Origin of the sequence: Sorangium sp. So ce363 (assembly GCF_051520435.1) — a bacterium.
GTDB lineage: Bacteria > Myxococcota_A > Polyangia > Polyangiales > Polyangiaceae > Sorangium > Sorangium cellulosum_B.
In genome coordinates, this window is record NZ_CP150333.1 from 5,407,398 (window position 1) to 5,424,916 (window position 17,519).

Consider the following 17,519-nt stretch of genomic DNA (forward strand, 5'->3'; position numbering starts at 1 on the left):
TCCGTTCGTCGCCGGCGCGCGCGCGGGGCGCGCCCTCATCCGCCTAGCCGCGCGAGCGCCTCCCGCGACGCTCCGGCCCCGGGGTGGCGCAGGCGCGCCCGCAGCGCCGCCGCCTCGGCGAGCAGCTCCCGCCCTCGCGCGCGCTCCTCGCCGCGCGCCGCCGCCGCGCGCGCCACGCCCGCCCAGTGCAGCGCGTCCGCCCTCGCCCACGCGTCCTCACCCGCCCACGCCACCGACGAGTCGGCGAGCGCCGTCGCGGACGCCGCCGCCCCCGCGCCGCGCGCGAGCGCGCACCGCGCGGCGACGAGCGCGAGCCGGGCGCGGAACGGGCCGAACCCGCACGCCTCCGCGACATGCAGCCCCTCCAGCGCCTGCCGCGCGCCGTCGTCGAGCCGGCCAGCGGCGAGCGCGATCCGCGCCGCGAGCTCGTGGCACCGCAGCGCGACCTCCACCTCGCCCGTCGCGGCAGCCCAGCGGCGCGCCTCGACGAGGTGCGCCTCGGCCGACGCGACGTCGCCGCCCTCGCCTCCGTCCAGCAGCGCGAGGCCGAGCAGCGTGTGGCCGTGAGCGACGTGCCCCTCCCATCCCCTCCGCCTGCACTCGGCGATGTTCCGCTCCGTGGCCTCGCGCGCCTCGTCGCGGCGCCCGAGCGCTAGCGCGTGCTCCGCCTCCCAGAGCGCGCGGCGCGCCACCGGCGCGTCGCCCAGCTCCCGCAGGCGCGCGAAGCGCTCGCCCGCCGCGTCGACCTCGCCGAGGTCGTGCAGCACCGCGGCGAGCAGCGCCAGCGCGCGCACGGCGTGGCCCTGGTCCGCGGCGCGGCGTGCGCTCCCCGCGGCGCCGCCGGCGATCTCCGCCGACCGCTCGAGCAGGCGGCGCGCGCCGGTCAGGTCGCCCCGCAGCCGCTCCGTATACGCCAGCGTGCGCAGGCCGGTCGCGATCGGCGCCGGGTCGGCGAGCGCCCCGGCGATCTCGTTGTGTGCCTCGTAGCAGGCGCAGGCGAACGCGAGATCCCCGAGCGCGCCCGCATAGAGCCCCGCGTCGTACGCGAGCGACGCGCGCACCCGCGCGGGCAGCGAGGCCGGCATGCCGCGGGGGTCGTCGCCGCCGGCGAACGCGCGCAGGATACGGGCGCCGCGGGCCATGTCGCCGAGCTTGAGCCCGAGGTGCGCGAAGCCGCCGAGGGCGAGCGCGTAGATGTCGTACGCCTCGCCCGCCCGCCCGGCGCCGAGCAGCTCGGTGAGGATGGCCTCGTACGCGTCGACCGCCTCGCGTTCCCGCGGCGCCCGGCGCGGCGCCTCGTCGAGGCGCGGCGGCGGCGCGGCGCTCCCCGCGGCGTGGACGCGCTCCGGCGGCACGCCGAGCAGCGACTTGAAGTGCTGCCGCACGAAGGGGTGCGTCGAGTAGCAGCGCTCGCCCGGGCGCGCCGCGAACACGAGCCCCAGCCGCTCCAGCCGGGCGAGCCCGCGCGCGAGCTCCGCGGCGCCCCACCCCACCATGGCGCCCGCGATCTCGCCGCCGGCCCGGACCAGCTGGAGCAGCGCCTCCTCGCCCGCGCCGCCGGGGAACACCGAGAGGCGCGCGAGCAGATCCCGCTCACCCGGCGGCAGCGCGCGCGCGTAGGCCGACAGCACCGAGCTCAGGCGGCGGGCGAGGACGTCGTCCTGCTCGGCCTCGGCGAGGTGCGCCGCCTGCGCCGCGGAGAGCCGCCCCGCGTCGCCGCCGAGGAACGCGCCCACGTAGGAGCCGACGACGGCGACCGACAGCGCGTGGCCGCCCGTCGTCTCGAGCAGCGCGCCGAGGGCGCCGTCGTCGCCGCGGATGCCCCAGCGGCGCAGGAGCGACGCAGCGTCGCCCTCGCAGAGCGGCTCGGGCCGGATCGTCGCGAGCCCGCCCTCGGCCCAGGCGGACAGATCCGCGAGCTCGAAGCGCGACGTGACGAGCGCCCGCGCGCCGCCGAGCCCGGACGCGATCGCGCAGAGCAGCCGCCGGAGGAGCGCGTCGTGGAGCTCGCCGTGCGCGCGCCCTGCGCCCCCCTCGGCCTGCACGGTCTCGAGCCCGTCGAGCACGAGCAGGTGCGGCGGTCCCTGCCCCAGCGCCTCCTTCAGCCGCGCGAGCTGCTCTCCGGGCGCCGCCTGAGGCCGCGGCGCCGCCGGGCCCGAGGCGCCCGCGCCCGGCGCGAAGTAGGCCGCCGCCTGATCGAGGAACGCCTCGGTCCTGGGGTCGTCGTAGAAGCTCCAGACGAGCACTCCGCCGGGCCGCGGGGCGTCGCCGAGCCCCTGGAGGAAGCGCTCGGCGATCGCGGTCTTGCCCGCCCCGCCGACGCCGAGGAGCGCGATCACCCGGGGGCGCGGCGGCGAGCCGTCGGCCCACGCGGCGAGCCGATCGAGGATCTCCGCGCGCCCGACGAAGTGCCGCGCTCGCTGGAGCGTGTGCGCGTGCAGCGGGCGCCATGCCGGGGCGGCTCCCTGCGACGGCGCGGGCGCGCCGGCCGGCGCCTTCTCCGCTGCCTCCTCGTCGGGCGCCTCCCCCGCCCCCGCGAGCGCCCTCCTCGCCCCGGCGGGCGCCTCCGCGGCCTGGCTCGCCGCACCCGCTTCCTCTGCGGCGGGATCCGCCGCCGGCGCGGCTTCGGCCTCGGCCTCGACGACGAGCAGCTCCGCCTCGGCGAGGCCGAGCTCGGCGCCGAGCCGCTCGATGATGCGCCGCCGGGACGGGCTCCGGACCGAGAAGCCGAGCCGCGGATCGTTGACGGCGCCCGACTCGTAGCGGCGGTAGGTCCGCACGTCGACGCCGATCGACGCGGCGACCTGCTCCTGCGTCAGGTCGAGATCGAGCCGCGCCCGCTGGAGGAGCGTGTGGTTGAAGCGGACCGCGGGCTCCGCGCCGCGGCCCGCCCTGGAGACCCGTGCCATCGGTGCGAGCGCGCGATCATCGGCGATGCGGCGCTCTCCTGTCCACCGCGCTGCCCGGTCCTGCCCGGTCCTGCCCGGATCCCGCCCTTCCGGATCCGGTCCGCCTGGACCCACGCTTCACGCATGAGCACCTTGCACGCCGAACGGACCGCCCAGTGCACCGACTACACCGACGATCTCCGCATCTTCACGGTGACGAACGTCCTGTCGCCCGAGGAGTGCGAGGGCTTCATCGCGCTCGCCGAGGCGCGAGGCTTCGAGCAGGCGCCGATCGGGGGCAGCGAGGTGATCAACCTCGAGGTGCGCAAGAACGGCCGCGTCATGATCGACGATCCGGACCTCGCCGCGAGCCTCTGGGAGCGGCTCGCGCCCTGGACGCCGCCGAGCTTCGGCCTCCACCGCGCCGTCGGGCTGAACGAGCGATTCCGCTACTATCGCTACACCGAGGGCGAATATTTCAACTGGCACGGCGACGGGTCGTTCGTGCGATCCGGCGGCGAGCGGAGCCTGTTCACCGCGATGATCTACCTGAACGACGACTTCGAGGGCGGCACGACCGATTTCTGGGGCGGCCGGAGCATCGCCCCGCGGCGCGGGATGGCGCTCCTGTTCGAGCACCGCCGGCTCCACCGCGGCGCCGCCGTGACACGGGGGAGCAAGTACGTCCTCCGCAGCGACGTGATGTACCGGCGCGGGTGATGCCAGCGCCGCGCGTGCGCCGGCGCTCGGCGCCTCAGCGGGGCGCCGCGGTGGCGCCGGCGCCGAGCGCCTCGGCGAGGCGCGGCAGCACCTCGCCGGCCCGGGCCTCGATCTTCAGCGCGCCGAGCTCCTCGCCGCGCGCGGAGCCGAGGTTGATCATGGCGATCGGGGTGCCTCGCTGCGCGGCGCGCAGCACGAAGCGGTAGCCCGAGAAGACCGCCAGCGACGAGCCGACGACGAGGAGCGCGTCCGCCGCGTCCACGAGCGCGAACGCCGCGTCGACGATCGGCCGGGCCACGTTCTCGCCGAAGAAGACGACGCGCGGCTTGAGCGGCCCATCGCAGCGGAGGCACGGCGGCGCCCGGAAGCCCGCCACATGCTCGGCGGGCAGGTCGGCGTCGCCGTCGGGGGCGACGTCGGCCGCGAGGCGCAGCCAGCCGGGGTTCTGCGCGAGGAGCCGCTCCTGGAGGGCGGCGCGCCGCTCCATCGCGCCGCACGCGAGGCAGGCGACCTCGGAGAGCGTCCCGTGCAGCTCGATGACGCGACGGCTGCCCGCGGCCTGGTGGAGGCCGTCGACGTTCTGCGTGATGAGGCCATCGAGCTGCCCCGCCTGCTCGAGCCGCGCGAGGGCGCGGTGGGCGGGGTTCGGCTCGGCCCTGGAGAACCGCTCCCAGCCGATCACGGCGCGCGCCCAGTAGCGCTGCCGGATCTCGGCCGAGCGGGAGAACTCCCGCCCCTGGATCGGGTTCCGCGCGCGGCGCCGCGTCTCGGGCCCTCGATAATCCGGGATGCCGGATTCGGTGCTGCACCCCGCGCCCGTGAGCGCCACGATCCGCTTGCCGCGCAGGAGCGCGACGAGGTCGTCGAGCGGATCGGCCGGACGCGCTTCGCTGAGCGGCATATGCCCGGGTTGTGGCCCGCGACGGCGCGCGCCGCCAGCGTCGACCACGCAACCATGCAACTGAACATGCAATCGAGCGTGCAACCGAGCAAAGGAGCTCCCCCACAACATCTCGCTTGACCGACTCACTGCACCACCATATGTAGTGCCCATGTTGGTGCCTCGGGCTTCGGCCCGGGGCTCAAAAGGGAACCCGGTGTGAATCCGGGGCTGCCCCGCAGCGGTAAGCGAGAACGATCTCCACGACGCGCACTGGCCCTCGGGCTGGGAAGCGGTGGACCGTAGGAATCCGGCGAGAGCCGGAGCGCTCGTGAGCCCGAAGACCTGCCAACATCCTGCGCAGGAGAGACATCCAGCGCCGGTTTGACCTGGAAGCCTCGAGGGAGGCGGGTAGGTCCGAGCTGGCGCAGACTCTCGCGCTTGTCCCGGTTCCGACCCCCTCCCGCGCTGTCTTCCTTTCGCCCGCGGGGGCGAGCGGTCGGTCCGATGGCTCCTCCAGAGAGCCTGGCGCACCCGCGCGCATCGGCTGGCTTCTTCGCTCTCGCGGCATCGACGCGAGCGGTCCGGGACCGCTCGGAACGAGCACGACGAGGAGGATGCCATGCTGAACGAACCGTTGGTGAAGAGCAACGGCGCGGCGCCGTTGCGCGCGCTCCACGCACCCCACGCGCCCGCCATGACGAGCGCCGGCGCGGAGGAGACGCTCCCGCACACGACGATGCGGGTGAAGAAGAGGAACGGGTCGAGCGAGCCCGTGGACGTCAACAAGATCGTCCGGGCGGTGAGCCGCTCTTGCGCGGCCCTGTCCGACGTGGACGCGCTCCGCGTCGCGACAAAGACCATCAGCGGCCTCTACGACGGCGCGACGACGCGCGAGCTCGATCAGCTCTCCATCCAGACGGCGGCGTCGCTCATCGCCGATGAGCCCCAGTACGCGAAGCTCGCGGCGCGCCTGCTCGCCACGTACATCGACAAGGAAGTCCGCAATCAGGAGATCCACGCGTTCTCGCAGTCCATCGCCGTGGGGCGGCGGCTGGGCCTCATCAACGATCGGCTCCACGGCTTCGTGGCGCAGAACGCCCGCAAGCTGAACGACGCCATCGAGCCGGGGCGGGACAACGAGCTGGAGTACTTCGGCCTGCGGACCCTCTACGACCGCTACCTGCTGAAGCACCCCGAGACGCGCCTCGTCATCGAGACGCCGCAGCAGTTCTTCCTGCGCATCGCGTGCGCGCTGTCCGAGACGGCGGCGCAGGCCATCGAGCTCTACCGGCTCTTCTCGTCGCTCGATTACCTGCCGAGCTCACCGACGATGTTCAACTCCGGGACGAGCCACGAGCAGCTCTCGAGCTGCTTTCTGCTCGACTCGCCGGACGATCACCTCGAGACCATCTACCAGCGCTACACCGACGTCGCGATGCTCTCGAAGTTCTCGGGCGGCATCGGGCTCGCCTACCACCGGGTGCGGTCGCGCGGCTCGCTCATCGAGAGCACCAACGGGCACTCCAGCGGGATCGTGCCTTGGCTCAAGACGCTCGACGCGTCCGTCGCGGCCGTGAACCAGGGCGGCAAGCGCAAGGGCGCCTGCTGCGTCTACCTCGAGCCGTGGCACGCCGACGTCGAGGAGTTCCTCTCACTGCGCGACAACACGGGCGACGAGGCGGCGCGCACGCACAACCTGAACCTCGCGAGCTGGGTCCCGGACCTCTTCATGAAGCGGGTCGAGGCCGACGGTGAATGGAGCCTGTTCGACCCGAAGGACGTGCGCGATCTCCCCGATCTCTACGGTGAGGAGTTCGATCGTCGCTACGTCGAGGCCGAGCGGGCGGGCCTCGCCAAGAAGACGATGAAGGCCCGCGAGCTCTACGCGCGGATGATGCGCACGCTCGCGCAGACGGGCAACGGCTGGATGACGTTCAAGGACAAGTCGAACCGCGCCTGCAACCAGACGGCGCTGCCGGGCCGGATCGTCCACCTCTCGAACCTCTGCACCGAGATCCTGGAGGTGACCTCGAACGAGGAGTCGGCCGTCTGCAACCTGGGCTCGATCAACCTCGCTCGCCACACGGTCACGCTGGCGGACGGCGCGGTCGCGGTCGACTTCGAGAAGCTCGCGCGCACGGTGCGGACCGCGGTCCGCCAGCTCGACCGCGTCATCGACCTCAACTACTACCCCATCCCCTCGACGAGGCGATCGAACCTCCGCTGGCGTCCCGTCGGGCTCGGGCTCATGGGCCTGCAGGACGTGTTCTTCCAGATGCGCCTGCCCTTCGACGCCCCGGCCGCGCGTGAGCTCTCGAGGCGGATCTCGGAGGATGTGTATTACCACGCGCTCTCGACGTCCGCGGACCTCGCGGCGGAGAAGGGGCGACACCCGGCGTTCGACGAGACGCGCGCCGCGCGCGGAGAGCTCCAGTTCGACGCGTGGGACGTCGTCCCGGAGGACACGGCGCGCTGGGAGGCGCTCCGCGCGCGCGTCCGCGCCGAGGGGCTCAGGAACTCGCTGCTCGTCGCCATCGCGCCGACGGCCACCATCGCGTCGATCGCGGGCTGCTACGAGTGCATCGAGCCGCAGGTGTCCAACCTCTTCAAGCGCGAGACGCTCTCCGGGGACTTCCTGCAGATGAACCGCTACCTGGTCGCGGAGCTCAAGCGGCTCGGCGCCTGGAACGACGCGGTGCGCGCCCGGCTCAAGCTCGCGGAGGGCTCGGTCCAGGGCATGGACGAGCTGCCCGAGGAGCTCCGCGCCGTGTACCGGACGGCGTGGGAGATCCCGATGCGCTCGCTCATCGACATGGCCGCGGATCGCGGGGCCTTCATCGATCAGAGCCAGTCGCTGAACCTCTTCATCGAGAACCCCACCATCGGTCAGCTCTCGAGCATGTACTTCCACGCATGGAAGAAGGGGCTCAAGACGACGTACTACCTGCGATCGCGCCCCGCGACGCGCATCGCCAAGGCGACCGTGGAGGCGGCGCCGGACCGCACGCCCGAGGGCGGCGCCGCGCCGCGCCGCGAGGGCGGCTGGGGGCAGGCGCCGCCGGCGAAGGCGGCCGCGGACGTGGCGTGTGCGCTCGAGAACCCCGAGGCGTGCGAGGCCTGCCAGTGAGCCGCGTCAGCCGCCCCGCGCGCCTCCTGGATCCGGGCCAGTGCCTCACCCTGCGCCCGATGGCCTATCCGGCCTTCTTCGAGATGTACCGCTCCGCCATCAAGAACACGTGGACCGTGGAGGAGGTCGACTTCTCCACGGACGTGGGCGACCTGCGGAAGATGACCGACGCGGAGCGGCACCTCGTGCAGCGCCTCGTCGCGTTCTTCGCCACGGGGGACTCGATCGTGGCGAACAACCTCGTCCTCAACCTGTACAGGCACATCAACGCCCCGGAGGCGCGGATGTACCTGTCGCGGCAGCTCTACGAAGAGGCGCTTCACGTCCAGTTCTATCTGACGCTCCTCGACACGTACATCCCCGATCCCGAGGACCGTCACCGCGCCTTCGCGGCGGTCGAGAACATCCCCTCGATCCGCCAGAAGGCCGATTTCTGCATGCGGTGGCTCGATTCCGTCGAGTCGCTCGGGGGGCTCGAGTCGCGCGCCGAGCGGCAGCGGTTCCTCCTGAACCTCATCTGCTTCGCCGCGTGCGTCGAGGGGCTCTTCTTCTTTGGCGCGTTCGCGTACGTGTACTTCCTGCGCTCACGCGGCCTGCTCCACGGGCTCGCCGCGGGGACGAGCTGGGTCTTCCGCGACGAGAGCGCGCACATGCGCTTCGCCTTCGAGGTCGTGGGCACGGCGCGGCGCGAGGAGCCCGAGCTCTTCGACGCCGGCCTCTCGCGGTCGATCCTCGACATGATGGATGAGGCGATCGCCTGCGAGGCCCGGTTCGCCGAGGATCTCCTCGGCGCCGGCGTCGCGGGCATGTCGGCGCGCGACGTGCGCAGCTACCTCGAGTTCTGCGCCGACCAGCGGCTCGCCACGCTCGGCATGCCGAAGCGCTACGGGGCGAAGAACCCGTTCTCGTTCATGGATCTGCAAGACGTCCAGGAGGTCACGAACTTCTTCGAGCGCCGCGTCTCCGCGTATCAGGTCGGCGTCTCCGGGGAGGTCGTCCTCGACGCCGCGTTCTGACGCCTGTCAACCGACGTACCGCCCGCGGGGCCGATCAGAGCCCGCCGATCCCTCGCGGCGGGAGCCCGATCTCCGTGTCGACGGTCGCGTCCTCCAGCGGCTCGAGCGCGCCGTTCGCCGCCACCTTCCAGCGCCGGAGCTTGCTCCTCTCCGCGTCGCTCAGCAGGCAGACATCGCCGCAGCCGGGCGAGCAGTGGACGCCGCCGAAGGCGTAGGACTGGGTCGCCTCGGCGAGCGTCGTGACCTCGCCCGTGGCGATGCTCACGGAGAAGGCGCGGTCCCCGGCGAACGCACCGCCCGCGTAGGCCGTCCCGAGGAGGACGTCCTCGGAGGCGAAGGCGAGCGTCGGCTGGACGGCGGCGCCGAGCGCCCTGGCCACGCCGAGCCGCTCGATCTCCTCCGGGGGCGAGGTGCGAGCGTCGTAGATCACGATGTCGCTCGTCGCCGGGTCGTACTCCATCGCCTCGGCGTCGAAGCGGCTCGAGCAGGCGACCGCCAGCCGCTCTCCCGAGGGCGACACGGCGAGACGCCCGCAGCCGTAGAGCCCCTGCACGTCGACCGTCCATGTGACGGCGCCCTGCTCCGGCGAGACGCCCACGAAGCGCCCTTCGCCCGCGGTCGAGAGGTCCGCGGCGAGCCGGCCGAGGGCCACGACCACGTCGTCACCGACGCGCGCCATCCCCGACGGGCGCGGCAGGAGCCCCTCTTCCTCCTCCGGCAGGGCGATGCGCCCGACGATGGAGTACTCCTTCGTGTCGACGATCAGGAGATCGCCGCCCTCGTCGAACGGCTCCACGCCCGGGCTCGGGTTGCTCCCGTAGCGCGACACGAGCGCGCGGTCCGCGCCCACCTCGATGTAGTCCTGAGGGTTCGACTCGAACCCCTGCCCGACCGGGAGCTGCGCGAGGACCTCGGCGGTCTCGAGATCCATCCAGGTGATCACGTTCGTGCCGAACCGATCGAGCAGGACCACGCGGCCGGACGGCGGCGCCGCCCCCGGGACATCGACGTCGCCGGACAGCGCGAGGCTGAGCCCAGGCTTCGCCGCGCCGCTCGACACGAAGGAGGGCGACAGGGTGGTCCCGTCGAGCGCCGACACAGCGATGTTCGTCGACTGGTAGTCGCTCGTCACGATGACGACGCCGCTCTCACACGCGTCGCCGTCGCCGCCGCCGTGGACCCCGCCCGTCGACGGCGGCGGCGAATCCACGTTGCACCCGAGGATCGGAATCGAGATCGCGATCGCAAACAGTCTGATCTTCACCATGTTGACTCCAGTGTGAAAAACACGCTCCGTCCCGGGAGCGGAAACCCGACGACATCCGTACGCCGCGCGTCCAGGAGATCCGCGACGCGACCTCTCACCGCGAGGTGCCCGCCGAGCCACCTCGCCTCCGCGTCGAGGTCGAGGGTCGCTTGCTCCGCGATCACGCCGAGCCCGGCGGGATCGGCGTACCGGCTCGACTGGTACACGGCCCGGATCTCGCCCGACGCGCCCGAGAACACGGCGCCGCCCGGGCGCTTCCACTCGGCGTGCAGGCGCGGCGCGACGACGAGGCGCGAGCGGAACGGGAGGAGGTCGTTCCTCGTCGTCCGCCCCGGCGTCGTGTCCCGCGGATCGAGCAGCGTCGCCGCGATCTCGGCGCGGAGGAACCAGGTCACCTCGACCCCGGCCAAGAGCTCCGCGCCCACGACGCGGGCGCGGCCGACGTTGTACGGGTTCACGTAGCCCTGGCCGGAGCGCTCGTACGCGACGAGCCCGGAGACCGCGCTCCCGAACGCGAACACGTCGAGGAAGGCGCCGCGCAGCACGGCGCCGCGCCCCGTCTGCGCCCGGATCCCGGCCTCGATCGTGGCGCCCGACTCCGGCTCGAGCTCCGCGTTGCCGTGGACGACGCCGGAGACGCCGTACACCTCGCCGAGCGTCGGGACGCGGACGTAGCGGCCCACGGTCGCGAGGAGCCGGAGCCGGTCGCTCCCCGCCTCCACGCCGACCCGCCCGGTCGGGACGAGCACGTCGCAAGGGCGCTCGCGGTCCGCCCCGGTGGCGTGGCACTCCCCGCTCGCGAGGGCGTGCAGCGCGAGCCCCTCGCCGAGGCGCGCCTCCGCGCTGACGGCGCCGCGCGCGAACGAGCGCCGCGCCCGCGCGAGCGGTACGTCGTCCGGCGCGCGCGAGATGCCCTCGCGCGCGACCGAGAGCACGGGCCGCACCCGGAGCCGGTCGGCGAAGGAGAGCGTCGCCCCGAGCGTCTGCTCCAGGCGGCGGCCGGCGAGGCGGAGCTCCGGCGTGAGCAGCGCGAGCTCGAAGAGGGGATCATGGACCTCCGACCGCGCCTCGATGAACGAGGTGCGCGCCTCGAGCGTGTGCTGCGCCTCTCCGCCGAACGGCACCCGCGCCGCGACGGACGTCAGCGCGCGCCGCGACTCCCCCCGCGCCTCGCGGGACGGCAGGAGCGCGAGCCTCGGCACGCCCTGCTCGCGGCCGGTGCCGTTCGCGATCACGTCGACGATCGCGCCGCCCCCGAGCTCGACGCGCGCGAGCGCCCAGGCGTCGATCGTGCGCACGTCGGCGTTCTGCCGGCGTTCCAGGGTGTCGTCGCTCTCGTCGAAGAGCGTCCCGCCATCGTTGACGAACGCGTAGCGGTTCTCCGCGGCCTCCGCGCTCACCCCGACGATCGCGCTCACCGGGCCCGCGCTGGCGCCGGCGAACGCCCACCCGCGCCGCGCGCCGAGCGAGCCCGCCATGGCGCCCGCGCCGGCCGTCGTCCGGGAAGGCCGCCGCGGCTCGAAGAAGATCGCTCCGCCGGGGCCGAGGCGGTCGGCCTCGATGGGCGCGTGGCCGCGGTAGATCTCGATGCGCTCGATGAGCCAGAGGGGCACGAGGGAGAGATCCGCCGTCCCCACGACGTCGTCGTTCAGGCGGACGCCGGCGAGGTACACCGGCGTCTGCGTGGCGGTCGCTCCCCGGAGGGCCGCGGTCGCCGGCCCGCCGAAGCCGCCCGACTCGATGATGAGGACGCCCGGCTGCGTGCGGAGCACGTCCGCCGCTCCGAGCCCCGCGCCGGTGAGGCGCTCGCGGCCCAGCACCGACCCCGCGACGGACCTGTCCTTGGGCGGCGCGGGCGCGCGCATGCGATCCCCCTCGACGCGCACCTCCAGCGGGTCTGCCCCCGGTGGAGCGGCAGCGCGACCGGCCTCCTGCTCGGCCTCCGGCCTGCGCGGATCGTCGGCGCGGGCGGCCGGCAGGGCCGCCACGGCGCTGCAGGCGGCGAGCGAGAGCCAGCACGCCACGCCGGCGCTCCGGCGCCGACGCGACCGACGATCAGAGGAATCAACCATTCACGCGCCGCCTGCCCGCGTCGACCCAGCGCTGCTCCGGGTGAGCTGAGAGCCGAAGCGAGGAGGCTGCGTGACGGGCCACGGCACCGCGCGCGAGCGAGGTGGTCGAGAGCCTGCGCGCCTTCCCCTCGAAGGCTCAGGTCAACGCGCGCCAGAGCACCGGCGCGCGCACCTTCGGCAGGTCTTCGGACTCACGGGCGCTGCGGCCGTCGCCGGTCGCTCTCCTACACATCACCGCTTCCCAGGCTGCTCTGGTGCATGCCCAGTGCTTCTTGGTGATGGTCGTTCCCGTTCACCGCTGCGGGGGCAGTCCCGGATTCTCACCGGGTTCCCTTTTCAGCTCGCCAGGGGATGGCCGGACGAGCACCGATGGCGGGGCGACTCGTCGCACCCGTCACGCAGGATGTCAACGCAGAAGCGAAGGCCCGGAGCGCCCCGTCCACGGGCCCACCGGCGATGCACACCCGAGACAGAACCGGGAGTCCCTTGACAGTCTTGCACGCGCGTGCCAAGAGTTACTTGAAACTGATTTTCTTTATCAGTTACCAGAAACGAGCGGCCCGAGACCTGACGTCCAGCGCCCGATGATCCGAGCCCACGTGGCTCTCGACGCCCATCGGAGCTGAATGTGACGAGTTCCATCTCGATACCGGCCTCTGTCGCGCTGCCCGCGGTGAACGCAGGGCAGCTGTTGAAGCAATACACCCCTGAGTCGGCGTTCTTCTTCGCGTCGCCGACACGCACCCTCCTCGCGCAGGGCGTACACGACATGATCCTCGAGCCGAACGGCGCGGATCAGGGCGACCGCCTCGCGGACCGCGTCACGAGGGTGCTCGCGGCGGCGTCGAGGGCCGGCCAGGGCCTCCCCATGGTGGTCGGCGCGGTGCCGTTCAACAGCACGTCGCCGGCGCACCTCATCGTGCCGAGGGCGATCCAGAGCGCGGGCCCGCTCAACCACACGTCGGAATCGCCGCGGTCGCACCTGCCGATCACCATCCAGGAGCTGCGCCAGGTCCCCGAGCCCCGCGACTACGTGCGCGGCGTCGAGACGGCAGTGGGCCTGATGCGGTCCGAGGCGCTGAGCAAGGTGGTCCTCTCCAGGATGCTGGAGATGGTCCTGCGAGAGCCGGTCGATCTCCGCCTCGTCCTCCAGCGCCTCTCGCACCAGAACCGGAACGGCTACACCTTCGCCGCCAACCTCTCGGATCCGACCGCGGGGCTCTCCAGCGCGGAGCGCGGCGTCCCGACCTCGCGCGCGCGGACGCTCATCGGCGCGAGCCCGGAGCTGCTCCTGTCCCGCTCCGGGCTCCGGGTGATCGCCAATCCGCTCGCCGGCTCCGCGGTCCGCAGCCCGGACCCCGACGAGGACCGCCGGCGGGCGATCGCCCTGCTCGCGTCCGAGAAAGACCGGCACGAGCACGCGATCGTCGTCGACGCCGTCGCCGCCGCGCTCCGGCCGTTCTGCCGGCGCCTGAGCGTCCCCGACGAGCCTTCGCTCACGCAGACCCCGACGCTGTGGCACCTGTCGAGCCGGCTCACCGGGGAGCTGCGCGATCTCTCGATCTCCTCGATGAAGCTGGCCACCGCGCTGCACCCGACCCCCGCGGTGTGCGGATACCCCACGGACCGCGCCCGCGACGCCATCGAGGCGATCGAGCGGTTCGATCGCGGGTTCTTCACGGGGCTCGTGGGCTGGTCCGACGCGAGCGGCGACGGCGAGTGGGCGGTCGTCATCCGCTGCGCCGACGTCGCCGGCCGGGCGCTCCGCCTCTATGCCGGGGCCGGGATCGTCATCGGTTCGAACGGCGAGCACGAGCTCGCCGAGACCACCGCCAAGCTCGGGACCATGCTGAACGCGCTCGGCCTCAACCAGGCGCCGGAGATGGCATGAGCGCTCCGGAGGAGAGCCGGCAGGCGCCCGCGCAGGCGCGAACGCAGGCGCTCGACGGCTGGACTCCGTGGCCGGCCGAGATGGCCGATCTCTACCGGCGCGCCGGCTACTGGCGCGGCGAGACCTTCGGGCGCCTGCTCCGCGAGCGGGCCGCGCGGCACCCGGATCGGATCGCGCTCGTCAGCGGCGATCGCCGGCTGAGCTACGGTGAGCTCGATCGGCGCGCCGATCGCCTCGCCGCGGGCCTGCTGCACCTCGGGCTCCGGCCGGGGGATCGCGTCGTCGTCCAGCTCCCGAACATCGCGGAGTTCTTCGAGGTGTGCTTCGCGCTGTTCCGGCTCGGGGCGCTCCCCGTGCTGGCCCTGCCAGCGCACCGGCGCGCCGAGATCGCGGTTTTCTGCGAGCACACCGAGGCGGTCGCGTACGTCATCGCCGACCGGGACGGCGGGTTCGATTACCGCGCGCTGGCGAGCCAGATCCGGCGCGACGTCAGGACCTTGCGGCACGTGCTCGTGGCCGGCGATCCGGGCGAGCACACCGCGCTCTCCGGCCTGGACCGGGAGCCCGTCGAGCTCCCGGAGCCCGCCGCGGGGGACGTCGCCTTCTTCCAGCTGTCCGGCGGGAGCACCGGCGTACCGAAGCTCATCCCGCGGACGCACGACGACTACCTCTACAGCGTGCGGGCCAGCGCGGAGATCTGCGGGCTCGACGAGGGCAGCGTTTACCTCGCCGTCCTCCCCGTCGCGCACAACTTCACGCTCAGCTCACCCGGGAGCCTGGGCGTGCTCCACGCCGGCGGCCGCGTGGTGCTCTGCCGCCGCCCCAGCCCGGACGAGGCGTTCCCGTGGATCGAGCGGGAGCGGGTCACGCTGACCGCGCTCGTGCCGCCGCTGGCCTCGGTCTGGCTGGAGTCGGCCCGGACGGCGCGGCACGACCTGTCGAGCTTGAAGGTGCTCCAGGTGGGCGGCGCCAGGCTCCCCGCGGAGGTCGCGCGCCGCGTGGGGCCGACGCTGGGCTGCAAGGTGCAGCAGGTGTTCGGGATGGCGGAGGGGCTCGTCAACTACACCCGCCTCGACGACCCCGACGCCATCGCGCTCGAGACGCAGGGCCGGCCCATCTCGCCCCACGACGAGGTCCGCGTCGTGGACGACGACGACCGCGACGTCGAGCCCGGGCAGGTCGGTCACCTGCTCACGCGAGGGCCCTACACGATCCGCGGCTATTACAGGGCCGACGCGCACAACGAGAAGGCGTTCACGCGCGACGGCTTCTACCGCACGGGCGATCTCGTGCGGCGGACCCGCGAGGGCTACCTCGTCGTGGAGGGCCGCGCCAAGGATCAGATCAACCGCGGCGGCGAGAAGATCGCGGCCGAGGAGGTCGAGAACCACGTCCTCGCCCACCCGGCGGTGCGCGACGCGGCGCTCGTCGCCATGCCGGACTCGCACCTCGGCGAGCGATCGTGCGCGTTCCTCGTGGCCCGCGGGCAGCCGCCGCCAGCGAGGGAGATCAACGCCTTCCTGCGCGAGCGCGGCGTCGCCCAGTTCAAGGTGCCCGATCGCATCGAGTGGCTCGACGCCCTCCCGACGACGAGCGTCGGCAAGGTGGACAAGAAGGCGCTCCGCCGGTGGATCGCCGACAGGCTCGCGCAGGGCGCGCGCGCCTGAGAGGACAGCGCGGGCCCAGGCGGCGCAGCGACGCCCGCGGCCCGTTCCATCGACAGGAGCGCTGCGATCACGAGAGAGAGAAAGAGGAACGACCATGGCCATCCCCCGCATCCAGACCTATCGCATGCCACGAGCCGATGAGCTCCCGGAGAGCCGGGTGTCATGGCGGCCGGACCCGGGGCGCTCCGTCCTCTTGATCCACGATATGCAGGAGTATTTCCTGGGCTTCTACGACGCGAGCGCGTCGCCGATGGTCGAGCTGATCGAAAGTGCCCGCCTGCTCCGGGAGCGGTGCGCGGCGAGCGGGATCCCGGTCGTCTACACGAAGCAGCCCGCCGAGCAGACGAGGGCCCAGCGCGGCTTGCTGACGGATCTCTGGGGGCCCGGGCTGACGCAGCAGCCCGACAAACACGAGATCGTGCGCGAGCTCGCGCCTGGAAGCGCCGACACCGTGCTCACCAAGTGGCGGTACAGCGCCTTCCAGCGCACGGAGCTGCTGGATCTCTTGCGCCGGTGGGGCCGAGATCAGCTGATCGTGTGCGGCGTGTACGCGCACATCGGGTGCCTGTTGACCGCGTGCGAGGCGTTCATGAACGACGTCCAGCCGTTCCTCGTGACCGACGGGACCGCCGATTTCTCCCGGCAGCAGCACGACATGGCCATCGCCTACGTCGCGCAGCGGTGCGGCGTCGCGCTGCCGACGAGCGACGTCCTGGCCGCGCTCGCGCCCCGCGAGCGGACGAGCACCCCGCAGCGCGACGCACCGGCGTTGGCGCCGCTCGGGGGGACGCAGGACCGGGCGCCATGGGTCGAGCGCCTGCGCGGCGACGTGGCCGAGGTCCTCGACCAGCTCCCCTCGGCGATCTCCGATCGCGATGGCATCCTCGATCTGGGGCTCGACTCGATTCGGCTCATGACGCTCGTCGAGCAGTGGCGCGCCGCGGGGATCGACGTCGCGTTCGTGGACCTCGCCGAGCTGCCGACGCTCGGGCACTGGTGGGAGCTCCTGTCGGCCCGGCTGCCGCGCGAGGCGAGGCCAGCGCCCCGGCACCGCGCGGAGGCGCCCCTCCAGGAAGCCGCCCGCTGACCGGCCGAGCTTGCCCCACGACGGCTTCCCCATGGCACAGGTCACCATGAATCACGTCGCGACATCCCCGCCCAGGACGGTGGCGCGCACCCCGCCGCGCCTCCTCGAGGTGCTGCGCACGACCGCGATCTCTCCCCGCATGCGGCGGATCACGCTGGGCGGCGAGGCGATCGCGGGGTTCCCCGCGCGCTGCGGCGGCGCGCACATCAAGGTCTTCTTCCCGCGCGGCGACCAGGCGGCGCCGGAGCTGCCCACGCTGGGCCCGGACGGCCCCGCCTGGCCTCCGATGCCGCGGCGGCCGATCACGCGCACGTACTCGGTGCGCAGGTACGACGCGCAGGCCGGCGAGCTGGACGTGGACTTCGTCCTGCACGGGGACGACGGCCCCGCGTCGCGGTGGGCCCACCACGCCAGGCCGGGCGACCGCATCGGCATCGCCGGGCCGGGGGGCCCCGATCCGATGCTCGGCCCCGCGGACTGGTACCTCCTGGCCGGCGACCTCTCCGCGCTGCCGGCCATCGGCGCGCTGCTCGAGGCCCTGCCGAAGACGGCGCGCGGCCACGCCATCGTCGCGGTCCCCGACGCGGCGGACGTGCAGGAGATCGATCGCCCGCCGCACGTCGCGCTGACCTGGATCTACCTGCAGGGCGAGCACGCCCCGGGCCCCCGGCTCGAGGCGGCCGTCCGCGCCCTGGGGTGGCCAGCGGGCCGCGTCTTCGCCTGGGTCGCGGGCGAGTCGTCGTCCGTCGTCGCGATCCGCGATCACCTGCTCGACGAGCGCGGGCTCGGGCGCGAGGCGCTGTACGCGATCCCCTACTGGAAGGCCAGCCAGTCCGAGGAGGCGTACCACGCGGAGCGGCACCGGATCATGGACGGGCTCGACAGGGCCTGACGGGAGCGA

General features: G+C 73.3%; 11 protein-coding genes and 2 riboswitches. Of the genes, 7 read left to right on the forward strand and 4 right to left on the reverse strand.

Annotated elements, in window-relative coordinates:
- Positions 1-35: 35 nt before the first annotated feature.
- Positions 36-2,909: a helix-turn-helix domain-containing protein gene (locus WMF12_RS20600; protein WP_437873224.1), complete on the reverse strand. Its 2,874-nt coding sequence runs from the start codon at positions 2,907-2,909 to the stop codon at positions 36-38.
- 123 nt (positions 2,910-3,032) lie between these two features.
- Between WMF12_RS20600 and WMF12_RS20605 the strand changes: the two genes are divergently transcribed.
- Positions 3,033-3,608 (forward strand): prolyl hydroxylase family protein, encoded by a 576-nt coding sequence (locus tag WMF12_RS20605; protein WP_437873225.1) that lies wholly within the window; start codon positions 3,033-3,035, stop codon positions 3,606-3,608.
- A gap of 34 nt (positions 3,609-3,642) precedes the next feature.
- Here WMF12_RS20605 and WMF12_RS20610 read toward each other — a convergent pair whose 3' ends face one another.
- Positions 3,643-4,509, reverse strand: a complete 867-nt coding sequence (locus WMF12_RS20610) for an NAD-dependent protein deacetylase (protein ID WP_437873226.1) — start codon at positions 4,507-4,509, stop codon at positions 3,643-3,645.
- A gap of 138 nt (positions 4,510-4,647) precedes the next feature.
- Positions 4,648-4,855: riboswitch (cobalamin riboswitch) on the forward strand.
- 255 nt (positions 4,856-5,110) lie between these two features.
- On the opposite strand from WMF12_RS20610, the gene WMF12_RS20615 reads away from it, so the two are divergent.
- Positions 5,111-7,618 (forward strand): ribonucleoside-diphosphate reductase subunit alpha, encoded by a 2,508-nt coding sequence (locus WMF12_RS20615; protein ID WP_437873227.1) that lies wholly within the window; start codon positions 5,111-5,113, stop codon positions 7,616-7,618.
- Between the two features lie 59 nt (positions 7,619-7,677).
- Positions 7,678-8,634: a ribonucleotide-diphosphate reductase subunit beta gene (locus WMF12_RS20620; protein WP_437873873.1), complete on the forward strand. Its 957-nt coding sequence runs from the start codon at positions 7,678-7,680 to the stop codon at positions 8,632-8,634.
- Positions 8,635-8,668: 34 nt separating this feature from the next.
- Here the strand turns inward: WMF12_RS20620 and WMF12_RS20625 are convergent, their stop codons facing one another.
- Positions 8,669-9,901 carry a YncE family protein gene (locus WMF12_RS20625; RefSeq protein ID WP_437873228.1) on the reverse strand — a complete coding sequence of 411 codons (1,233 nt, stop codon included), beginning with the start codon at positions 9,899-9,901 and terminating at the stop codon, positions 8,669-8,671.
- Positions 9,895-11,925 carry a TonB-dependent receptor domain-containing protein gene (locus tag WMF12_RS20630; RefSeq protein WP_437873229.1) on the reverse strand — a complete coding sequence of 677 codons (2,031 nt, stop codon included), beginning with the start codon at positions 11,923-11,925 and terminating at the stop codon, positions 9,895-9,897. Before WMF12_RS20630 ends, WMF12_RS20625 begins: the two co-directional genes overlap by 7 nt.
- Positions 11,926-12,132: 207 nt before the next feature.
- Positions 12,133-12,359: riboswitch (cobalamin riboswitch) on the reverse strand.
- Positions 12,360-12,601: 242 nt separating this feature from the next.
- Here WMF12_RS20630 and dhbC point away from each other — a divergent pair.
- The 4 genes from dhbC to WMF12_RS20650 all read left to right on the forward strand — a co-directional run bounded on the left by dhbC (position 12,602) and on the right by WMF12_RS20650 (position 17,510).
- Positions 12,602-13,864: an isochorismate synthase DhbC gene (gene dhbC, locus WMF12_RS20635; protein WP_437873230.1), complete on the forward strand. Its 1,263-nt coding sequence runs from the start codon at positions 12,602-12,604 to the stop codon at positions 13,862-13,864.
- Positions 13,861-15,531, forward strand: coding sequence for a (2,3-dihydroxybenzoyl)adenylate synthase (locus tag WMF12_RS20640; protein WP_437873231.1), 1,671 nt, complete (start codon positions 13,861-13,863; stop codon positions 15,529-15,531). The genes dhbC and WMF12_RS20640 overlap by 4 nt, the downstream gene beginning before the upstream one ends.
- A gap of 94 nt (positions 15,532-15,625) precedes the next feature.
- Complete coding sequence (locus tag WMF12_RS20645; protein WP_437873232.1) at positions 15,626-16,618, forward strand: isochorismatase family protein; 993 nt, start codon at positions 15,626-15,628, stop codon at positions 16,616-16,618.
- 46 nt (positions 16,619-16,664) lie between these two features.
- Positions 16,665-17,510 (forward strand): siderophore-interacting protein, encoded by an 846-nt coding sequence (locus tag WMF12_RS20650; protein WP_437873874.1) that lies wholly within the window; start codon positions 16,665-16,667, stop codon positions 17,508-17,510.
- Positions 17,511-17,519: the final 9 nt, after the last annotated feature.